The organism is Amycolatopsis sp. NPDC039088 (assembly GCF_055598845.1).
Genome location: NZ_JBVKAE010000004.1, coordinates 140,266 through 159,380 on the forward strand (window position 1 = coordinate 140,266; position 19,115 = coordinate 159,380).

Here is a 19,115-nt window from a genome sequence, read left to right on the forward strand (position 1 = left end):
CCACGCCCAACCTGAGGTCGAACGTGAACGGCGCCCCTTCGGCACGTTTGCGGAAGCGCGCGATTGATTAAGTAATGTCCTTCTTCTGGTTCACGGCCCAGCCCGCCAGGAAGAAGATCATCGTCCAGCCGAAGAAGATGAGCGCGGAGGCCCACCACGAGAACGCGCCGGGGGCGCCCGCCGCGTACTGCAGTGCCCACGCCGTCTCGTCCTGCAGACCCGGCACCTTCACGCCGGCGGCACCGAACGCTTCCGCGCCGATGGCGCCCACGATGCCGTTGACCGTGCCGTTCGGCAGGACGCCACCGAGCCAGGTGACGTCGGCGGCGCCGAACATGACGAACACCAGGACGTTCTCGACCACGAGCATCCAGATGGTCAGCGTGATGATGCTGCCGACCACACTGCGCCACACCGCGCCGACACCGATGCCGAACAGGGTCGCGAGGATCGTCGCGAGGACACCGGCGCCGAGCACGCCCAGCCACTGACCGGCAGTGGGCAGGCGTTCGCTGTCGACCGTGATCACGGTGCCGAGGCTCGCCGCGGCCACGATGATCACACCGTAGATCGCGCCCCAGACGACGTAGGTGATCATCTTCGCGCTCAGCGCCGAAACCCGGTTGGGGGCGGTGAGGAACGTCGTGGTGATCGTCTTCTTCGTGTACTCACCGGCGAGCGCGAAGACGCCGAAGATGATCGGGATCATCGTGCCGATGTTGATGCCGTGCCCGAGCGCGAGCAGGCCGACGGGCAGTTCGCCGGTCGAGATGCCGAGCGCTTCGGTCAGTTCACGAGTGTCGGAGCGCCCGAGGAAGTCGCTGAAGTCGTTGGTGATCATGCCCCAGAACAGGGCGAACGCGAACGCGAAGACCACCGCGGGGATCATCAGCGCCCACCATGCCTTAAGCGTGAGCGTTTTGCGGAACTCCGCCTTGATCAGATTGCCCATCAGCCCTGGCCTCCCCAGCCCTCGTTCTGACCCTGCTGCTGCGCCTGCTGAGGGGGCGCCTGCTGGTACTGCTGTTGCTGGGGCTGCTGGCCCTGCTGGAACTGCTGTTGCTGCTGCGGCGGAGCGAACCCGGGCGGCGGCGTGTTCGGCGGCGCGAACCCGGGCGGCGGGGTGTTCTGCGGGGCATAGCCCGGCGGCGGCCCCTGGTACCCGGGCGGCGGGCCCTGATAACCCGGGGGCGGACCCTGGTGGCCCGGCGGCGGTCCCTGCTGGAACCCGGGCGGCGGCGCCGAGTACTGGCCCTGGGTCAGCTGGAAGAACATCCGCTCCAGATCCGCGGTCTCCTCCTGCATGCCGTAGACGGCGATGCCAGCCTTGGCGGAGATGTCACCGATCTGCTGCACCGTCGCACCGGAGACCGCGACCCGACCGTCCGGCATCGGCGAGACCTGCGTGATGCCCGCTTCCTGCATCGCCGCGACCAGACCGTTCGCGTCCGCGGACTGCACCAGCACCCGCGACTGGTTGCTCTTGCGCAACTGGTCCAGCGAGCCGTTGTAGCGCGTCATGCCCTGGCTGATGATCACGACCTGGTCGATCGTCTGCTCCACCTCGTTCAGCAGGTGGCTCGAGACCAGCACCGTGCGTCCTTCACGCGCGTAGGCGCGCAGGAAGTTCCGAAGCCACAGGATGCCTTCGGGGTCGAGACCGTTCGTGGGCTCGTCCAACACCAGCACCTGCGGATTCCCCAGCAACGCCGTCGCCAGCGCCAGCCGCTGCCGCATACCGAGCGAGAACCCGCCCGCCTTGCGGTCCGCCGCGGACGACAGGCCGACCAGGCCCAAAACCTCGTCCACCCGCTGATCCGGCATCCCGATCGCCGCCGAGTACACGCGCAGGTGATTTCGCGCCGTACGTCCCGGGTGGAAGCCCTCGTTCTCCAGCACCGAGCCGACGACCCTGGCCGGATTCCCCAGCTGGTCGTGCGGGCGCCCGTTGATGGTCGCCGTGCCGTTCGTGGGCGTCACCAGCCCGAGCAACATCCGGAGCGTCGTGGTCTTCCCGGCCCCGTTGGGCCCCAGAAAACCGGTCACCGAACCCGGCTCCACCGTGAAGCTCAGATTCTGGACCGCGTTGACCGCACCGAACTGCTTGCTCAGGTTCTGCACCGCGATGCGGCCACTGCCGTCGTGCATACCGTCCCCTTTTGTTGACGAAGGCCGATCACGCGACATCCTGCCTCACCCGGTGAGTCGGCACCCGCGGAAGGGGTCAATCCGCCGAAAGCGACCTTCGTCACGTTCGGTGGGGTGACGGTTCCGTCCCCCAGTGCAGCCGACACTGGGCCGAATGGCCGCTGACTACCGGTTTTGCGGCGTGGAGCGGAAATCTTCACCGACCGTGGCGAGGGTCTGTGAAGAAATAATCCGAATGACATGGCAACCCCATGCAGCGCGACGGCGACTTATTACCTACGATGTAGGAGGCGGCCCGCTCCCAGTGACCCCCAGGCTGGTTGAGCGGGCCGCCCTCAGCCCCTTTGCCCCACCTTGGTTGACGCTGGCGCGTCTTCCCCGAGGTGGGGCTTCGTCGTATCTCCCGGGGCCGAGCCCCCGGAGCCCGACGGTGCGTCCGGCTGCGGTTCTCGAGTGGGTCGGCCTCGGGCGCGGGGCGCCCTGGCCTGGTGAGCGACTGGGACCGGAGGGTGCGGAGGGGTCCCAGGAAGAGACCAGTCGCAGGCCACGAGTAGTCACCTAGAAGACAGACACCTGAAAGACGGTTCCAGCCGTCGTCGCGCTCACGAGAAAAGGGGCGAGGGACCTTCGCACTGGGGTGGCAAAGGTCCCTCGCGTGGGAGTGTGGCTTGGGGGTCAGGCCAGGACGGTGGCCAGATCGGTGGCGGGCAGGCCGTGCGCGGCCGCGACCGGGGCGTTGGTCAGGGCGCCATCGTGGGTGTTGAGGCCCTTCGCCAGCGAAGCGTCCGCCTGCAGCGCCTTCTGCCAGCCGTGGTCCGCCAGCTGGACGGCGTACGGCAGCGTCACGTTGGTCAGACCGTAGGTCGACGTACGCGGGACGGCGCCCGGCATGTTCGCGACGCAGTAGAACACCGACTCGTGGACCTTGTAGGTCGGCTCGTCGTGCGTGGTCGGCCGCGAGTCGGCGAAGCAACCGCCCTGGTCGATCGCGATGTCCACCAGCACACTGCCCGGCCGCATCCGCGAAACGAGGTCGTTCGAGACCAGCTTCGGCGCCTTCGCGCCGGGCACGAGCACCGCGCCGATGACCATGTCGGCCTCCAGGACGGCCTGCTCGACCGACAGCGCGTTCGAGGTCACCGTGCGGATGCGGCCGCCGAAGTCGTTGTCGATCTGGCGGAGCCGGTCGACGTTGGTGTCGAGGATTTCGACGTCCGAGCCGAGGCCGAGCGCGACCCGTGCCGCGTTGAGACCGGCGACACCGCCACCGATCACGACCACGCGCGCGGGGTGCACGCCGGGGATCCCGCCGGGCAGCACGCCGCGGCCACCGCTGGGCTTCATCAGGGAGAACGCGCCCACCTGCGGCGCCAGCCGCCCGGCGACCTCCGACATCGGCGCGAGCAGCGGCAGCGCGCGGTTCGGGGTCTGCACCGTCTCGTACGCGATCGCGGTGGTGCCCGCGGCCAGCAGCGCGTCGGTCAGCGGCCGGTCGGCGGCGATGTGCAGGTAGGTGAACAGCACCTGGTCGCGCCGCAGCCGCGGGTACTCCTCGGCGATCGGCTCCTTGACCTTGAGCACGAGTTCGCCCTCGGACCAGGTCTCCTCCGCCGTCGCGAGGACCTTCGCGCCCGCGGCGACGTACTCCTCGTCGGTGATCGACGAGCCGAGGCCGGCACCGGTCTCGACGAAGACGTCGTGGCCGCGCCCGGTCAGTTCGTGCACGCCCGCCGGGGTGAGCGCCACCCGGTATTCGTGCCTCTTGATTTCACGGGGGACGGCGATACGCACTGGGGCCTCCTGCGGCGGTTTACTAGAAGGTGCTGCCACTCACGGTGATGCACCCGGACGGCGGTGTCATCGTGCGCGCGCGACAATCTCGCGAGCCGATCATGGTTCTTATGGCACAGTCGCTTGACCTCCACTGAACTGGAGCTTGCACCTTGGGTCACATGAGAGCCGTGTGGTTGAAAGAGTTCGGCGGGCCCGAAGTGCTCGTCGCGGGCGACGCCCCCGAGCCGGTCCCGGCAGCGGGTCAGGTGCTGATCGAGGTGGCGTACGCCAACATCACGTTCGTCGAGACACAGGTCCGCGCCGGCGGCGGGCCGTTCCGCGTGGAGCTGCCGATGATCCCGGGCAACGGCGTCGGCGGTGTGATCGGCAAGGTCGGCGAAGGGGTCGACCCCGGTCTGGCCGGGAAACGCGTCGTGACCTCGACAGGCGGCTCCGGGGCGTACGCGCAGCGTGTCGCTGTCGCCGCCGATGCCGTCTTCGAGGTCCCGGACGGCTTGGCCCTCGACGCGGCGGTGGCGATCCTCGCCGACGGCCGGACGGCGACGGCGCTCGTGACCGCCGCGAAGATCCAGCCGGGGGAGCGCGTACTGGTCGAGGCCGCGGCCGGGGGCGTCGGCGGACTGGTGGTCCAGCTCGCCAAGGCGGCGGGAGCGGAGGTCGTCGGCGCGGCTGGCGGTCCCGCGAAGACCGAGCACGTCCGGACACGCGGAGCCGATCTGGCGGTCGACTACCGCGAACCGGACTGGGCGGCGAAGGCGGGCGAGGTCGACGTCGTATTCGACGGGGTCGGCGGTGAGATCGGGACGACTTCGTTCGGGTTGCTGAGGCCCGGTGGCCGGATGCTGCTCTACGGCTTGTCGAGTGGCGTCTGGGCCGAGGTGTCCGAAGAGGACGCCGTCGCGCGCGGGGTCACGCTGGTCCGGCAGTTCGGCGGGCCCGCGGAAATGCGGGCGTTCACCGAGTCCGCTCTCGCCGAAGCCGCGGCGGGGCGGTTGGAACCCGTGATCGGTCAACGGTTCCCGCTCGAACGGGCGGCGGACGCGCACGCGGTGATGCAGTCGCGGGGCGCGGTCGGCAAAACGCTGCTCGAGGTCTGATGTTCGACGTCGACGAATTCCTCGCCGGTCCGCTCACGGCGAGGGTCGCCACGGCCGGGCCGACCGTGCGCCCGACCTGGTATCTGTGGGAGAACCGTGCGTTCTGGATCCTCACCGGACCGTGGGCGCGCCTGGCCGGTCTCGTCCGCGAGTCACCGGCGATCGCGCTGACGGTCGATGTCTGCGACGTCGGTACCGGCGAGGTCAAGCAGGTGCTCGCGCGAGGTGAGGCGGAGCTGCTGCCGTTCGACGTTCCTCGTGGACGGCGGCTGCTGAGCCGGTATCTCGGGCCCGACGAACGGAAATGGGATGCGCGTTTTCGTTCGTACCTGCACGATGATCCCGAGGTGAAAGGGACCGTCTGGATCCGGATGGTCCCGAAGCGATTCGTCGCCGACGACCTCGGTTATCGAGTTTGACGCACGGCCGCGTTCGCTGGGGGTGAGCGCGGCCGTGCAACCTGCGGATCGGTAAATGCAGCACGATCGAGTCAAGATGTTGATCTTACTGGCCGGTAAGCTGCCATTCTGTTGCGCATGACAACTCAGGACTGGCGGCGGGAACGGCGTGTCCGCACCGTCGACACCGAAGGAAATCCGGCGGATGTCATCGTCGGTCTGGTCGAAACTCCCGGGCATGGCTACGAAGCCGCGCTGAGGGTCGACGGCGGCCCCGGTGTGCTTTTGCCGCTTTACCCCGGTGCCGATCTGCTCGCCGCGGTACGCCAGACCATTGAGGACGGATATCGCGCCAGCGCCCACTAGCCGCCGGATGTCAGGAAAGGGTCTTTCAAGACGTTTTACGTCCTGAAAGACCCTTTCCTGACGTCGGCGCACAATTTTGTCGCACTACAAAGTGTTCGATATCGAGTGGTTTGTAGTTGAATCAGCTCCACCGGAGCGAAACGAGTTGCGTGATCAACGCCAGCCGGACGTCGGGATCGTCGAGGTCCAGCGGGACGAGGTCGAGCAGCCGCCGCATGCGGTACCGGAGGGTGTTGGGATGGATCCGGAGTTCCTTCGCGGCCGCGCGGGGATCGCCGGGGTACCGGAGCCATTGGTAGAGCGTGTCGACGTAGCCGCTCTCGTGGGCTTCGTCGTGCGCGCGCAACAGGCCGAGCGGGCCGAGTTCGGCCACCTTCGCCGTACTCGCCGCCGTCGCTCCGCGATGCAGCGAAAGCGCTGTCCATGCCTCGTCGAAGACCACGACGCGGCCGGGGACGAGCTTGGCGCGTAGCAGGCCTAACGCTTCATCGGCCTGTGTTCGAGAGGTCGCGAGTTCCCCGATCTCACAGGCCGAACCGGCGGCCGCCCGAGGAGTGCCGCCGCGGCGCGACCCCGGGAGGGCTTCGAGCGCGGCCCGGAGTTCGTCCCAGCCGTCGCCGTCCGGGACGACGGCGTAGAGCAGGCCGCCGAGTTCGGTGGCCACCGGTCGTCTGCCGACACCTTGCGAGATCCGTTCGAGGAGGGCGAGCCGCAGGCCCTCGTCGTCGCGACCGTCGCCGCCGGAGACCTCGATGACGACGACGCGGTGCGGCTCCTCGGACAGGTCGAGTTCGGCGATCGCCTTGCGCGGGCTGGCCTTCCCTTCGAGCACGGCACGCAGGAGTTCGGCCGAGACCCGGCGTTGCGAATCGGTGTGCGCGCGGCGGCGCAGCAGGTGCAGCGCGACGACGGGCGCCGCGTCGGCGAAGGCGGCGGCGCGTTCGTCGGAGACCGGGCCCGCGACGACCGCCCACATCGACCCCAGCAGTTCACCGCCCATCCGGATCGGCACGATGAGCCGGGGCAGCGTGCCGTCGCGCTGCGCGGGCACGAAGATCGTTTGCCGCCCACGGGAAAGCTCGCGGAACACCCCTCGCGAGCGGAACCGCGCGAGCACGTCGTCGGGGATGCGGCGGCCCATGATCGTGGAGACGCGCGCGGAGTCGGTCAGGTCCTGCCGGGCCGAGTAGGCGAGCACCCGCGAGTTGGTGTCCTCGATGGTGACGGGCGCGTCGACGACGGAAGCGACCGCGTCGGCGAGCCGGAACAGGTCACCGGAACCGGGTCCGCCGCCGTCCTCCAGCGCGTCGGATTCGTCGGCGAGCGCGTCGAGGACGGTCCTGAGCAGCCAGACCAGCTGGGCCCACGACGTCGCCGAGCGCACTTCGATCAACGCGATGTCCGCCGACTTCGCCGCCCGCTTCACCGAAGGTTTCGCCGCGAGCGGCGGCTTCAGGAGGACCGCGGCGGCCCCTTTCGACGCGCTGAGCTTGACGAGTTCGGCGGCGTCCGACGTCTCGGTGATCGCGACGCCGAGGACGAGGTCGCCCGCCGCGAGGGTGTTGCCGGGTTCGGCGATGACGACGTCGCCGACCGCCGGGGACTCCTCGGGGACCTGGAGGGCGTGCAACAGCGTCGGCCCCACCCGGTCGACAACGCTGCGCACGGAAACCATGCCGCGATTGTCCAGCAGCAGAGGGCTCCGCACACATCAGACCTCGCGCGGGGTCCTCGCGTCGATGTCCTCGGGTGTGTACTGCTCACGTTTGGTCGTCAGCGCCCACCGGTGCCCGTCGGGATCGACGATCCGGCCGTAGCGCTCGCCGAAGAACATCTCCTCGACCGGTGCCTCCACCCTCGCGCCCGCGAATACCGCGCGACGCACGAGATCGTCCGGATCCTCGGTCTCCAGGGTCAGCAGCATCGGGGTGCCGCCGAGGGTGGCGGGAGCGAGCGCGTCCAGCTGCGGGATCTCCTGGCTCGCCAACAGCCGCGCGTCTCCGACGGCGAGTTCCACGAACAGCACGACGCCGTTCGGCAGTACGTTGCGGAACAGCTCCACCGCGCCGAAGGCCTTGCCGTAGAAGGAAAGTGACGCGTCCACGTCCTTGACGAACAGATGCGGCACCAAGCCGAGAGGCCGGTTCACGCCGACTCCGCCCGCTTCAGCAGGCCGGCCCGGCCGGCCACGGCGACGAACCTGCTCAGCAGCTCCGCCTCGCGGGCGGCGACGTCGCGACCGGCGCCGGTCAGCCGGTAGTAGCGGCGGCGTGAGTCGTGGGGCTGGTCTTCGCTCGCGTCGGGAGCCTCCTCGACCAGGCCGTCGGCGACGAGCCGGGCCAGTGTCCGGTACAGCGTCCCCGGCCCGAGCTGGGCGGCCCCGCCGCTCACTTCGTCGACGAAACCCATGATCGCGTACCCGTGCGCGCGGCCACCTTTGCCGTTCGCGAGTGCCAGCAGGGTCTGGAACGCCGCGGGGGTGAGCTGAGGGTTGCCGTCGGCCATCAGAGGAGCATACACTCCGATCTCGTTATATCCATGATGGATACAAGGAGCCGGCTGTGGCGATTCAGGGCGTGCACAAGATCGTCGTCGGGGTGACCGACCAGGAGCGGGCGAAGAGGTTCTGGTCCGAGGTCGTCGGATTCGAGATCACCACCGACGTGCCGTACGACGACAAGGGGAACCGCTGGGTCGAGGTCGGTTCCGCCGATGGTGCGACGGCGCTCATCCTGAGCACCGCCCCGGAGGACTTGAAGCGGTTCGAAGTACGGGACGAATTGCCGACGGCCAATTTCTTCTTCTATGCCGACGACATCGAAAAGACGTATGAGGAGCTTTCGGCGAAAGGGGTGGAGTTCCCGGCCCGTCCGGAGAAACAGCCGTGGGGCTGGTGGGCGATGTTCGTCGACTCCGAGGGCAACCGGTTCGCCCTGCAGGAGAAGATTCCCACCTCCTGAGAGTGGTTGGGTGCTCCGTCCGGCGGAGCTAGCTTCGGTGACAACAGCCGAAACCCCTTGAACCGCTAGGAGAATCGCGATGAGCGCGGACGGATGGTCGTTCGAGACCAAGCAGATCCACGCCGGCGCCGCGCCGGACACCGCCACCGGTGCGCGGGCGACCCCGATCTACCAGACCACCTCGTACGTGTTCCGCGATACCCAGCACGGCGCCGATCTGTTCAGCCTCGCCGAGCCGGGCAACATCTACACCCGGATCAACAACCCGACGCAGGACGTCCTGGAACAGCGCCTCGCCGCGCTCGAAGGCGGTGTCGCGGCGCTGGCGTTCGCCTCCGGATCCGCGGCGACGACGGCGGCCATCCTCAACCTCGCGAACGCGGGTGACCATTTCGTTTCCAGCCCGTCGCTCTACGGCGGTACCTACAACCTTTTCCACTACACGCTGCCGAAGCTCGGCATCGAGGTCTCGTTCGTCGAGGACCAGGACGACATCGAGCAGTGGAAGGCCGCGGTCCGGCCCAACACGAAGCTGTTCTTCGCCGAGACGCTGGCCAACCCGGGCAGCAACGTGCTCGACATCCGCGCGGTCGCCGACGCCGCGCACGAAGCGGGTGTCCCGCTGGTGGTGGACAACACCGTCCCGACGCCGTACCTCGTCCGCCCGATCGAGCACGGCGCCGACGTCGTGGTCCATTCGGCCACGAAGTACCTCGGTGGCCACGGCACCACGGTCGCCGGCGTACTGGTCGACGGCGGAACCTTCGACTTCGGCAAGGATCCCGCGCGCTTCCCCGGGTTCAACGAGGCCGATCCGAGCTATCACGGCCTCAAGTACTGGGAGGCGCTCGGCCCCGGCGCGTACGCGGCCAAGGCCCGGGTGCAGATCCTGCGTGACACCGGTGCCGCGATCGCTCCGCTGAACAGTTTCCTCATCCTGCAAGGGATCGAGACCCTGTCACTGCGGCTGGAGCGGCACGTGTCCAACGCGCAGGCGCTGGCCGAATGGCTGGAGCAGCGCGACGAGGTCGAGAAGGTGTACTACGCCGGGCTTCCGTCGAGCCCGTACCACGCGGCCGCGAAGAAGTACCTGCCGAAGGGCGCGGGCGCCGTCCTGTCCTTCGACCTGCGTGGCGGTGTCGAAGCCGGACGGGCCTTTGTGGACGGTACGGAACTGCACAGCCAGCTGGTCAACATCGGCGACGTGCGCAGCCTGATCGTGCACCCCGCGTCGACGACGCACAGCCAGCTCGCCCCGGAGGAGCAGCGGGCGAGCGGTGTCACGCCGGGGCTCGTCCGGCTCGCCGTCGGACTGGAAGGGATCGAGGACCTCAAGGCCGACCTCGAGGCCGGATTCCGGGCGGCCAAGGCGGCTTTGTGACCCAGGCTCCCGATCTCCCTCCCGGCACCGGGGCGTGGCGGGAGGGAGATCCGCCTGGGCGGCGGCAGTTCGTCACTGGCGTCCAGGTGCTCGAAACCGGGCCGGAACTGCCTTTCACGCTCGCGTACGAAACTTGGGGAAGGCTGAATTCCAACGCCTCCAACGCGATTCTCGTCGAGCACGCGCTGACCGGTGACAGTCACGCCGTCGGACCGGCGGAGGAAGGACACGTCAGTCCTGGCTGGTGGGACGGTCTGATCGGTCCTGGCAAGGCCATCGACACGGACGAATTCTTCGTCGTGGTCCCGAACGTACTCGGCGGCTGCCAGGGTTCGACCGGGCCGTCATCGCGGCATCCGGATGGAAAGGCTTGGGGCAGCAGGTTTCCCGCCGTGACCGTACGGGATCAGGTGGCCGCCGAGGTCGTCCTCGCCGACGCGCTGGGTATCGGCCGGTGGGCCGCCGTGCTCGGCGGTTCCATGGGTGGGATGCGCGCGCTGGAATGGGCGGTGGGTCAACCGGAGCGGGTCGCGTCCCTGCTCGTCCTCGCGTCGACGGCGCAGGCGTCGGCCGACCAGATCGCCTGGGCCGCGCCGCAACTGCACGCCATCCGGGCTGATCCGGGCTGGCACGGCGGCGACTACTACGACCTCCCCGGCGGTGGCCCGTCGGCAGGACTCGGTATCGCGCGCCGGATCGCGCACGTCACCTATCGCGGCGAAGCCGAGCTTTCGCAACGGTTCGGCCGCCGTCACCAGGACGGCGAGGATCCTTTGCGTGGCGGCCGGTTCGCCGTCGAGTCCTATTTGGACCATCACGCCGGGAAGCTGTCCCGCCGATTCGACGCCGGCAGCTACGTGGTGCTCACCGAATCGATGAACACCCACGACGTCGGCCGCGGGCGCGGTGGCGTCACGAACGCGCTGCGCCGGATCACCGCGCGCACGGTGGCCGCCGGGGTCGACAGCGACCGGCTCTATCCGCTCTACCAGTCGCGGGCGATCGCGGACGGTGTCGCCGGTGCCGAGTTCGCCGTCATCGGCTCGCCCTATGGGCACGACTCGTTCCTGATCGAAACCGAGCAGATCGCGAAACTCGTCAGGCAGCTGTTCTAGTCGGCGACGGCGTCCGAAATCCAGGGCGCCACCGGCAGATCCCGGTCGAGACATTCCGCAGACAGCCGGATCGTCCAGCGCAGCGCCTGCAGCACCAGGCTGTCGACCTCGTCCGGCGCGGCGTTGGCGAGCGCGATCTCGACCTGTTCCTGCGCGGCCTCGCTGTTGCCGTGCACTTCGGCCAGCAGCGTGCGCACGGCCGTCCGGACGGGCGGATCGGCCTGGTCGATGGAGACCTCTTCGCCGTCCTCGTCGAACACCTGCACCTTGACCGGCGCACTTCCTCCATCACCCAGCGTCGACACCATGGCGCTGCATTCGCCGAAGAGCATCATGACGAGCTCTTTGGTCTCTTCGGAGCGGGCCACCGGTTCGTCGGCCGTCGGCGCGAGCTCGTCGAGCGCTTCGGCGTCCTCCCCGAGGCTGATCGCCACGAGCGCACGCTGCGCCTTCTCGACGAGCCTCCGCTCGTATTCGCTCCTGTCGGGCTCCACGTGCCTATCAAACACCAGTGGACGGAAAAGTGGCGACAGGCGGAAACCCGGACGTGGTCACTTGGCGGCGTGCAGTGCACCCAGCGCGAGGCGGCAGAGCATTTCGGCGAGTTCGCTGTCACCGAGATGGCGGTTGTACGGCGTCGAGTTGATCAACCCGAAGACCGCGTGTGCCGCCGACCTGGCCTGCCGCTCGCCGATCCCGGGCACGGCGTCGCTGATCGCGCGCACCCACACCTCGACGTACTGGCGCTGCATGGCGCGGACCTGCTTGCGGTCGCTGTCGGTGAGGTTGGCGAGGTTGCGCTCCTGGACGGTGATCAGCGCGGGATGCGCGAGCGCGAAGTCCACGTGAAAATGCACCAGTGCTTCGAGAACATCGCCGGGCTCGCCCCGTTGGCTCGCGCGTGCCGTCCCCCCGTCGAGGAGGTAGCGGCTGATCGAGTTCAGCATTTCCCCGAGAATGGCGTCCTTGCTGCGGAAATGCCGGTACAACGCGGGCCCGGAGATGCCGACCGCCGCGCCGATGTCGTCGATCCCGACGCCGTGGAACCCGTGGTGGGCGAAGAGCTCGGCGGCGGCGGCCATGATCTGTTCGCGCCTGTTCGCCTTCTCGCCGTTCACGAGTGGGGTGGGGTTCGCCGACATCTGGCCATATTAGGGGCGCCTGTTAGCGAGCGCTAACACGCGGCCGTACTTCCAGCCTGAGCCAAGCGGGTTACCTGGGGAAATGACCCTTTTGCGTGGAGCTACCACCTGGTAATGCTGTGTCTCGTTAACTTGTCACGAAGGAGTGACCATGGCCGTCCCTGCTCGGATCAAATCGCGTTCCTTCACTCGATCAGTCGCGGCCCTGGGGGTCGCCGTTCTCGCCAGTTTCGGGCTTGCCGGTACCGCGCAAGCCGCCACCAACTACGTCGCGCTCGGTGACTCGTACTCCTCCGGTGTGGGTGCCGGCAGCTACGGGGACTCGGGCAACTGCATGCGCAGCACCAACGCGTATCCCCAGTTGTGGGCCAATGCCCACGCCGGCACCGCGTTCAAATTCGTCGCGTGCTCGGGGGCGCGCACCGGCGACGTCCTCAACCAGGCCGCCAACGTCACCTCCAGCACCACGCTGGTGACGGTGTCGGTCGGTGGCAACGACGCCGGGTTCGCCGACGTCATGACCACCTGCACCACCGGCAGCGATCAGACCTGCATCAACCGGGTCAACACCGCCAAGAACTACGTGAACAACACGCTGCCCGGGTTGCTGAACAACGTCTACAGCACCATCAAGTCGAAGGCGCCGTCCGCGCGGCTGGTCGTCCTCGGCTACCCGCGCTTCTACACGGTGCCGGGTTCGTGCTCGGTCGGGCTGAGCGACACCAAGCGCAGCGCGATCAACTCGGGCTCCGACGCGCTGGCCTCCGTGCTCTCGGCCCGCGCGGCCGCGCACGGGGCGAAGTTCGTCGACGTGCGGGGTGCCTTCACCGGGCACAACATCTGCTCGTCGGCGGATGACTACCTGCACAGCCTCACCTGGCCGGTCGTGAACTCGTACCACCCGACGGTCGCGGGACAGCGTGGCGGCTACTACGCCCCGCTGGTCTCGGCCATCGGCTGATCTGTCGAAGTACGTGAAGGCCCCCTTCATTGCGCCTAGCGCGGTGAAGGGGGCCTTCACGTACTTGCCGGGGATGCGGTGGACAGAGCGGGTTAGCAGGCGTTAACCTGAGCACGCGAGTTAACGACGGCTAACTTGGCGACGAGGAGCCATGGACACACCCGTACTGAGCACTTCGGCCGATCCGGGCAGCGACGAGTACGCCCGCAGCGTCACCTCCCATGCCGAGCTGGTCGAGGACCTGCGCAAGCGGCTCGCCGCGGCCCGGCTCGGAGGCACGGAGAAATCCCGCACCCGCCACGTCGAGCGGGGCAAACTCCTGCCGCGCGACCGGGTCGACACCCTCCTCGACCCGGGTTCGCCCTTCCTGGAGCTGTCCCCGCTGGCCGCCACCGGACTGTATGACGACGAAGCGCCGTCGGCCGGGATCATCACCGGAATCGGGCGGGTCTCCGGCCGCGAATGCGTGATCGTCGCGAACGACGCCACGGTCAAGGGTGGCACGTACTACCCGATGACCGTCAAGAAGCACCTGCGCGCGCAAGAGGTCGCGCTGCACAACAATCTGCCGTGCGTCTACCTGGTGGACTCCGGCGGCGCGTTCCTGCCGAGGCAGGACGAGGTCTTCCCGGATCGTGAGCACTTCGGCCGGATCTTCTACAACCAGGCGACCATGTCCGCGCGCGGCATCCCGCAGATCGCGGCGGTGCTCGGCTCCTGCACCGCGGGCGGCGCGTACGTCCCGGCGATGAGCGACGAAGCGGTCATCGTGCGCAATCAGGGCACGATCTTCCTCGGCGGGCCGCCGCTGGTGAAGGCCGCGACCGGCGAGGTCGTCACGGCAGAGGAACTCGGCGGCGGGGACGTGCACTCGCGCCAGTCCGGCGTCACCGACCACCTGGCCGAGGACGACGCCGACGCGCTCCGCATCGTTCGCTCGATCGTGTCAACTTTGGGACCGCGTTCGCCGCGCCCGTGGGACGTCCTCCCGACCGAGGAACCGGCCGCCGACCCCAACGAGTTGTACGGCGTCGTCCCGACCGACCCGCGCGTGCCCTACGACGTCCGCGAGGTCATCGCCCGGCTCGTCGACGGCAGCCGGTTCGGCGAGTTCAAGAAGGAGTACGGCTCGACGCTGGTCACCGGGTTCGCCCGGATCCACGGCCACCCCGTCGGCATCATCGCGAACAACGGCGTGCTGTTCGCCGAGTCCGCGATGAAGGGCGCGCACTTCATCGAACTGTGCGACAAACGCTCGATCCCGCTGCTGTTCCTGCAGAACATCACCGGTTTCATGGTCGGCCGCGCCTACGAGGCGGGCGGTATCGCCAAGCACGGCGCGAAGATGGTCACCGCGGTGGCGTGCGCGCGGGTGCCGAAGCTGACCGTCGTCATCGGTGGTTCCTTCGGTGCCGGCAACTATTCGATGTGCGGTCGCGCGTACTCGCCGCGGTTCCTGTGGATGTGGCCGAACGCGCGGATCTCGGTGATGGGCGGTGAGCAGGCGGCGTCGGTGCTCTCGACGGTCCGCCGCGACGCCATCGAGGCTCGCGGCGGCGAATGGTCCACAGAGGACGAAGAGGCTTTCAAGGATCCGATCCGCGAGCAGTACGAGGCGCAGGGCAGCCCGTACTACTCGACGGCGCGGTTGTGGGACGACGGCGTGATCGATCCGGCGGATACCCGCACGGTGCTCGGGCTCGCGCTGTCCGCGGCGGCCAACGCGCCGCTTTCCGATGTCAACTACGGCGTCTTCAGGATGTGAGCATGTTCGACACGGTTCTGGTCGCCAATCGCGGGGAGATCGCCGTCCGCGTGATCCGCTCACTGCGGGGGCTCGGCATCCGCTCGGTCGCGGTGTACAGCGACGCGGACGCCGACGCCAAGCACGTCCGCGAGGCGCATACGGCGGTCCGCATCGGCCCGGCCGAAGCGGCGAAAAGCTATTTGTCGATTCCGGCGATCGTCCAGGCGGCACTCGACACCGGCGCGCAGGCGGTCCATCCCGGTTACGGCTTCCTCGCGGAGAACGCGGAGTTCGCCCGTGCCTGCGCCGAAGCCGGGCTGGTCTTCATCGGGCCGCCGGTCGAGGCGATCGACGCCATGGGCGACAAGATCCGCGCCAAGGCGACGGTGTCCAAGGCCGGTGTCCCGGTCGTGCCCGGGGCGTCCGATGTGGACATTCCGGAAGGCGGCTTCGCCGCCGCCGCGGAAAGGGTCGGGTTCCCGCTGCTGCTCAAGCCGTCCGCCGGTGGTGGCGGCAAGGGTATGCGACTGGTGCACGCACTGTCCGAATTGGACGCCGCGGTGGAGTCCGCCCGCCGTGAGGCCAAGGGCTCCTTCGGTGACGACACACTGCTGATGGAGCGGTTCGTCACCACGCCGAGGCATATCGAGATCCAAGTGCTCGGGGACAAGCACGGCAACGTGATCCACCTCGGCGAACGCGAGTGCAGCCTGCAGCGGCGGCATCAGAAGATCATCGAAGAGGCGCCGTCGGTCCTGCTGGACGAGGAGACGCGCGCGAAGATGGGCGCGTCCGCGGTCGAAGCGGCACGGTCGGTCGGCTACGTGGGCGCGGGCACGGTCGAGTTCATCGTGTCGGCCCTCGCGCCCGACGAGTTCTTCTTCATGGAGATGAACACCCGTCTGCAGGTCGAGCATCCGGTGACCGAACTGGTGACCGGGCTCGACCTCGTCGAGTGGCAGGTCAAGATCGCCGCGGGCGACGTGCTCACGGTGTCGCAGGACGACGTCCGGCTGGACGGCCACGCCGTCGAAGCCCGTGTGTACGCCGAAGACCCCGCTCGTGGCTTCATCCCGACCGGTGGAACGGTGCTCGCGGTCCATGAGCCGTCCGGCGAGGGCGTTCGTGTCGATTCGTGGATGAGCGAGGGCGCGGTCATCGGTTCGAACTACGACCCGATGCTGGCCAAGGTCATCGCCTGGGGACCGGATCGCGCGGCCGCGTTGCACCGGCTCGATCTCGCGCTCGCCGACACCGCGCTGCTCGGCCTCGGCACGAACGTCGCCTTCCTGCGCGGGCTGCTGGCTGACGCCGACGTCCGCGACGGCAAGCTCGACACCGGGCTCGTCGACCGGCAACTGTCCACTTTGGTCTCCGAAGAGGTGCCGCCGGAATTCTTCGTGGCCGCCGCGCTCGACAGGTTGCTTTCCTTGCAGCCGCAAGGGCGGGTCATCGATCCCTGGGACGTCCCCGACGGCTGGCGGCTCGGCGCGACCGGCGGAATCGATTTCGCGTTGAAGTCCGGTGCTTCCGAAGTCGTCGTGCGCGTGCAGGGCACCCCGGCGAACGCGCTCGTCAGTGTTGACGGCGGCGAGCCGACGCGGGTTTCCGCGCGGCGCGAGGGCGATCTGCTCGAAGTCCGGCATCCCAGCGGGTTCCACCGTTACCGGCACGCGGCCGGACGCGGGAAGACCGTCTGGCTCGCGCGGGACGGCCACAGTTTCGCGATCGGTGAACGCGAAAGGCTGCGGTCGGCCGCCGGTGCCGCGGGTGGCGCCGGACCGGTCACCAGCCCGATGCCCGGCACCGTGCTCGTGGTCAAGGTCGCCGCCGGCGACGTCGTGAGCGCCGGGACGCCGCTCGTGGTCGTCGAGGCGATGAAGATGGAGCACACGATCACCGCGCCGATCGACGGCGTGGTCAGCGAACTCCCCGTCCGGACGGGCCAACAGGTCGCACTGGACGAGACCGTAGCCGTTGTGACACCCCAAAAGGATGGCCAATGATCGACTTCCGGCTTGACGACGAGTACGAAACGCTGCGCAAGACGGTCGAGGACTTCGCCCGTTCCGAGGTCGCCCCGGTCATCGGCGACCTGTACGAGCGGCAGGAGTTCCCGTACGAGATCGTCGCGAAGATGGCCGAGATGGGGCTTTTCGGCCTGCCCTTCCCGGAGCAATACGGCGGCATGGGCGGCGACTACTTCGCACTCTGCCTGGCTTTGGAGGAGCTGGCACGGGTCGATTCCTCGGTCGCCATCACCCTCGAAGCCGGGGTTTCCCTCGGTGCCATGCCGATCTACCGGTTCGGCTCCGAGGAACAGAAGGAGAAGTGGCTCCCCGAACTGTGCGCTGGCACCGCGCTCGGCGGGTTCGGGCTCACCGAACCGGGCGGCGGCTCGGACGCGGGTGCCACCCGCACGCGGGCGAAGCTCGACGGCGACAGCTGGGTGATCAACGGCAGCAAATCGTTCATCACCAACTCCGGTACCGACATCACGAAACTGGTCACGGTCACCGCCGTCACCGACGTGAAGGAGAACGGGCGCAAGGAGATCTCGGCGATCATCGTCCCGTCCGGCACTCCGGGCTTCTCGGTCGCGCCGAAGTACTCCAAGGTCGGCTGGAACTGTTCGGACACGCACGAGCTGTCGTTCGACGACACCCGTGTCCCGGCGGAGAACCTCGTCGGCGAACGCGGCCGAGGGTACGCCCAGTTCCTGTCCATTTTGGACGAAGGCAGGGTCGCGATCGCGGCGCTGAGCGTCGGGCTCGCGCAGGGTTGTATCGACGAATGCCTGCGCTACGTCAAGGAACGCGAGGCGTTCGGGCACAAGATCGGTGAGTACCAGGCGATCCAGTTCAAGATCGCCGACATGGAGGTGCGCACGCACACCGCGCGCCTGGCGTACTACGCGGCGGCGTCGAAGATGCTGCGCGGCGAGCCGTTCAAGAAGGAGGCGTCGATCGCGAAGCTGGTCGCGTCGAACGCCGCCATGGACAACTCGCGCGAGGCGACGCAGATCTTCGGCGGGTACGGCTTCATGAACGAGTTCCCGGTGAGCCGTTTCTACCGGGACGCGAAGATCCTGGAGATCGGGGAGGGCACCTCGGAGGTGCAGCGGATGCTGATCGCGCGGCACCTCGGCGTCGCCTGACCGCGTTTAGTCCTCTGAACGCGGTCAGAGGGCCGTGCTTGCGGACGATAACTATACCGGTATAGTTATCGCCATGGTCGAGTTGAAATCCCAAGCCGAGCTGGACGTCATGCGTGAGTCCGGCCGGGTCGTGGCGCAGGCGTTGCAAGCGGTGAAGAAGGCGTCGGTGATCGGCGTCAGCTTGAAGGAGCTGGACATGGTCGCCGCGCAGGTGATCAGCGATGCCGGTGCGAAGCCGAACTTCCTGAACTACCGGCCGCATTCCGCGCCGACGCCGTTCCCCGGAGTGATTTGCGCGAGCGTCAACGACGCCGTCGTCCACGGCATCCCGTCGGACTACCGGCTGAACGACGGTGACCTGGTCAGCATCGACTGTGGCGCCTACATCGACGGCTGGCACGGCGACGCGGCGATCAGCTACGTCGTCGGCACCGCCGACCCCGCCGACCTCGAACTCATCGCGACCACCGAGCGTGGTCTGGCCGCCGGTATCGCCGCCGCGCTGGCGGGCGGGAAGATGGGCGACATTTCCCACGCCGTCGGCTCCGTCGGCCGCGAGGCCGGGTACGGCCTCCTCGAGAACCATGGCGGGCACGGCATCGGCCGCGCGATGCACGAGGACCCGCACCTGCCGAACGAGGGCAGGGCGGGCCGCGGCATGCGGCTCAAGCCGGGCCTGGTCCTGGCGATCGAGCCGATGTACATCGCGGACGGCAGCGACGAGTACCGGACCGCCGAAGACGGCTGGACGTTGCACACCGCGAGCGGCTGCCGCGCCGCGCACGTCGAGCACACGGTCGCGATCACCGCAGAAGGTCCTCGCATCCTCACGATGTTGTAGAACGGAAG

General features: G+C 68.3%; 19 protein-coding genes. 11 read left to right on the forward strand and 8 right to left on the reverse strand.

The window, feature by feature from the left end; translation table 11 throughout:
* Window positions 1-67: 67 nt before the first annotated feature.
* From ACZ7KI_RS07060 to ald, 3 genes are all read right to left on the reverse strand, one after another.
* Window positions 68-952 carry an ABC-2 transporter permease gene (locus ACZ7KI_RS07060; RefSeq protein WP_465464324.1) on the reverse strand — a complete coding sequence of 295 codons (885 nt, stop codon included), beginning with the start codon at window positions 950-952 and terminating at the stop codon, window positions 68-70.
* Window positions 952-2,148 (reverse strand): ABC transporter ATP-binding protein, encoded by a 1,197-nt coding sequence (locus tag ACZ7KI_RS07065; RefSeq protein WP_470272280.1) that lies wholly within the window; start codon window positions 2,146-2,148, stop codon window positions 952-954. Before ACZ7KI_RS07065 ends, ACZ7KI_RS07060 begins: the two co-directional genes overlap by 1 nt.
* A 675-nt stretch (window positions 2,149-2,823) precedes the next feature.
* Entirely contained in the window at window positions 2,824-3,939 is a 1,116-nt protein-coding gene (ald, locus tag ACZ7KI_RS07070) for an alanine dehydrogenase (RefSeq protein ID WP_465503848.1), read from the reverse strand.
* 161 nt (window positions 3,940-4,100) lie between these two features.
* On the opposite strand from ald, the gene ACZ7KI_RS07075 reads away from it, so the two are divergent.
* From ACZ7KI_RS07075 to ACZ7KI_RS07085, 3 genes are all read left to right on the forward strand, one after another.
* Window positions 4,101-5,039: a zinc-binding dehydrogenase gene (locus ACZ7KI_RS07075; RefSeq protein WP_470272281.1), complete on the forward strand. Its 939-nt coding sequence runs from the start codon at window positions 4,101-4,103 to the stop codon at window positions 5,037-5,039.
* The gene (locus tag ACZ7KI_RS07080; protein WP_470272282.1) at window positions 5,039-5,458 is read left to right on the forward strand and encodes a pyridoxamine 5'-phosphate oxidase family protein; all 420 of its coding nucleotides are present in this window, start codon (window positions 5,039-5,041) and stop codon (window positions 5,456-5,458) included. The genes ACZ7KI_RS07075 and ACZ7KI_RS07080 overlap by 1 nt, the downstream gene beginning before the upstream one ends.
* Window positions 5,459-5,575: 117 nt before the next feature.
* Entirely contained in the window at window positions 5,576-5,803 is a 228-nt protein-coding gene (locus tag ACZ7KI_RS07085; protein WP_470272283.1) for a hypothetical protein, read from the forward strand.
* A 121-nt stretch (window positions 5,804-5,924) separates the two neighbouring features.
* On the opposite strand, the gene ACZ7KI_RS07090 is transcribed toward ACZ7KI_RS07085, so the two are convergent.
* From ACZ7KI_RS07090 to ACZ7KI_RS07100, 3 genes are read right to left on the reverse strand one after another with little or no spacing between them, the layout of a single operon-like run.
* Window positions 5,925-7,478 (reverse strand): PucR family transcriptional regulator, encoded by a 1,554-nt coding sequence (locus tag ACZ7KI_RS07090; RefSeq protein WP_470272417.1) that lies wholly within the window; start codon window positions 7,476-7,478, stop codon window positions 5,925-5,927.
* A gap of 36 nt (window positions 7,479-7,514) precedes the next feature.
* The gene (locus ACZ7KI_RS07095) at window positions 7,515-7,952 is read right to left on the reverse strand and encodes a VOC family protein (RefSeq protein ID WP_470272284.1); all 438 of its coding nucleotides are present in this window, start codon (window positions 7,950-7,952) and stop codon (window positions 7,515-7,517) included.
* Window positions 7,949-8,308 carry a PadR family transcriptional regulator gene (locus tag ACZ7KI_RS07100; protein ID WP_470272285.1) on the reverse strand — a complete coding sequence of 120 codons (360 nt, stop codon included), beginning with the start codon at window positions 8,306-8,308 and terminating at the stop codon, window positions 7,949-7,951. Before ACZ7KI_RS07100 ends, ACZ7KI_RS07095 begins: the two co-directional genes overlap by 4 nt.
* A 56-nt stretch (window positions 8,309-8,364) precedes the next feature.
* On the opposite strand from ACZ7KI_RS07100, the gene ACZ7KI_RS07105 reads away from it, so the two are divergent.
* The 3 genes from ACZ7KI_RS07105 (at window position 8,365) to metX (ending at window position 11,259) form a co-directional block, all read left to right on the forward strand.
* Window positions 8,365-8,763, forward strand: a complete 399-nt coding sequence (locus tag ACZ7KI_RS07105) for a VOC family protein (RefSeq protein WP_470272286.1) — start codon at window positions 8,365-8,367, stop codon at window positions 8,761-8,763.
* 79 nt (window positions 8,764-8,842) lie between these two features.
* Window positions 8,843-10,144, forward strand: a complete 1,302-nt coding sequence (locus ACZ7KI_RS07110; RefSeq protein WP_470272287.1) for a bifunctional o-acetylhomoserine/o-acetylserine sulfhydrylase — start codon at window positions 8,843-8,845, stop codon at window positions 10,142-10,144.
* Window positions 10,141-11,259: a homoserine O-acetyltransferase MetX gene (gene metX / locus ACZ7KI_RS07115; protein ID WP_470272288.1), complete on the forward strand. Its 1,119-nt coding sequence runs from the start codon at window positions 10,141-10,143 to the stop codon at window positions 11,257-11,259. The genes ACZ7KI_RS07110 and metX overlap by 4 nt, the downstream gene beginning before the upstream one ends.
* Here metX and ACZ7KI_RS07120 read toward each other — a convergent pair.
* Both ACZ7KI_RS07120 and ACZ7KI_RS07125 read right to left on the reverse strand, forming a co-directional pair.
* Window positions 11,256-11,753 carry a hypothetical protein gene (locus ACZ7KI_RS07120; protein ID WP_465464332.1) on the reverse strand — a complete coding sequence of 166 codons (498 nt, stop codon included), beginning with the start codon at window positions 11,751-11,753 and terminating at the stop codon, window positions 11,256-11,258. The two genes, metX and ACZ7KI_RS07120, sit on opposite strands and share 4 nt — an antisense overlap.
* A 57-nt stretch (window positions 11,754-11,810) precedes the next feature.
* Window positions 11,811-12,401 (reverse strand): SACE_7040 family transcriptional regulator, encoded by a 591-nt coding sequence (locus ACZ7KI_RS07125; RefSeq protein ID WP_465464333.1) that lies wholly within the window; start codon window positions 12,399-12,401, stop codon window positions 11,811-11,813.
* A gap of 151 nt (window positions 12,402-12,552) precedes the next feature.
* On the opposite strand from ACZ7KI_RS07125, the gene ACZ7KI_RS07130 reads away from it, so the two are divergent.
* The 5 genes from ACZ7KI_RS07130 to map all read left to right on the forward strand — a co-directional run bounded on the left by ACZ7KI_RS07130 (window position 12,553) and on the right by map (window position 19,107).
* The gene (locus ACZ7KI_RS07130; RefSeq protein ID WP_470272289.1) at window positions 12,553-13,362 is read left to right on the forward strand and encodes an SGNH/GDSL hydrolase family protein; all 810 of its coding nucleotides are present in this window, start codon (window positions 12,553-12,555) and stop codon (window positions 13,360-13,362) included.
* A 151-nt stretch (window positions 13,363-13,513) separates the two neighbouring features.
* On the forward strand, window positions 13,514-15,127 hold the full coding sequence (locus ACZ7KI_RS07135; RefSeq protein WP_470272290.1) for a carboxyl transferase domain-containing protein: 1,614 nt from the start codon (window positions 13,514-13,516) through the stop codon (window positions 15,125-15,127).
* Between the two features lie 2 nt (window positions 15,128-15,129).
* A complete protein-coding gene (locus ACZ7KI_RS07140; RefSeq protein WP_470272291.1) occupies window positions 15,130-17,115 on the forward strand; it encodes an acetyl/propionyl/methylcrotonyl-CoA carboxylase subunit alpha in 1,986 nt (661 codons plus the stop codon).
* Window positions 17,112-18,266, forward strand: a complete 1,155-nt coding sequence (locus ACZ7KI_RS07145; RefSeq protein WP_470272292.1) for an acyl-CoA dehydrogenase family protein — start codon at window positions 17,112-17,114, stop codon at window positions 18,264-18,266. The genes ACZ7KI_RS07140 and ACZ7KI_RS07145 overlap by 4 nt, the downstream gene beginning before the upstream one ends.
* A gap of 73 nt (window positions 18,267-18,339) precedes the next feature.
* Window positions 18,340-19,107: a type I methionyl aminopeptidase gene (map, locus tag ACZ7KI_RS07150; RefSeq protein ID WP_470272293.1), complete on the forward strand. Its 768-nt coding sequence runs from the start codon at window positions 18,340-18,342 to the stop codon at window positions 19,105-19,107.
* The last annotated feature ends 8 nt before the right edge of the window (window positions 19,108-19,115 follow it).

Coding starts and splice junctions, on each gene's coding strand:
- ACZ7KI_RS07065 (WP_470272280.1), bottom strand. CDS start 2,148: ATGCACGACGGCAGTGGCCGCATCGCGGTGCAGAACCTGAGCAAGCAG.
- map (WP_470272293.1), top strand. CDS start 18,340: ATGGTCGAGTTGAAATCCCAAGCCGAGCTGGACGTCATGCGTGAGTCC.
- ACZ7KI_RS07100 (WP_470272285.1), bottom strand. CDS start 8,308: ATGGCCGACGGCAACCCTCAGCTCACCCCCGCGGCGTTCCAGACCCTG.
- ACZ7KI_RS07060 (WP_465464324.1), bottom strand. CDS start 952: ATGGGCAATCTGATCAAGGCGGAGTTCCGCAAAACGCTCACGCTTAAG.
- ACZ7KI_RS07140 (WP_470272291.1), top strand. CDS start 15,130: ATGTTCGACACGGTTCTGGTCGCCAATCGCGGGGAGATCGCCGTCCGC.
- ACZ7KI_RS07110 (WP_470272287.1), top strand. CDS start 8,843: ATGAGCGCGGACGGATGGTCGTTCGAGACCAAGCAGATCCACGCCGGC.
- ACZ7KI_RS07135 (WP_470272290.1), top strand. CDS start 13,514: ATGGACACACCCGTACTGAGCACTTCGGCCGATCCGGGCAGCGACGAG.
- ACZ7KI_RS07145 (WP_470272292.1), top strand. CDS start 17,112: ATGATCGACTTCCGGCTTGACGACGAGTACGAAACGCTGCGCAAGACG.
- ACZ7KI_RS07085 (WP_470272283.1), top strand. CDS start 5,576: ATGACAACTCAGGACTGGCGGCGGGAACGGCGTGTCCGCACCGTCGAC.
- ACZ7KI_RS07125 (WP_465464333.1), bottom strand. CDS start 12,401: ATGTCGGCGAACCCCACCCCACTCGTGAACGGCGAGAAGGCGAACAGG.
- ACZ7KI_RS07080 (WP_470272282.1), top strand. CDS start 5,039: ATGTTCGACGTCGACGAATTCCTCGCCGGTCCGCTCACGGCGAGGGTC.
- ACZ7KI_RS07075 (WP_470272281.1), top strand. CDS start 4,101: ATGAGAGCCGTGTGGTTGAAAGAGTTCGGCGGGCCCGAAGTGCTCGTC.
- ACZ7KI_RS07090 (WP_470272417.1), bottom strand. CDS start 7,478: ATGGTTTCCGTGCGCAGCGTTGTCGACCGGGTGGGGCCGACGCTGTTG.
- ACZ7KI_RS07130 (WP_470272289.1), top strand. CDS start 12,553: ATGGCCGTCCCTGCTCGGATCAAATCGCGTTCCTTCACTCGATCAGTC.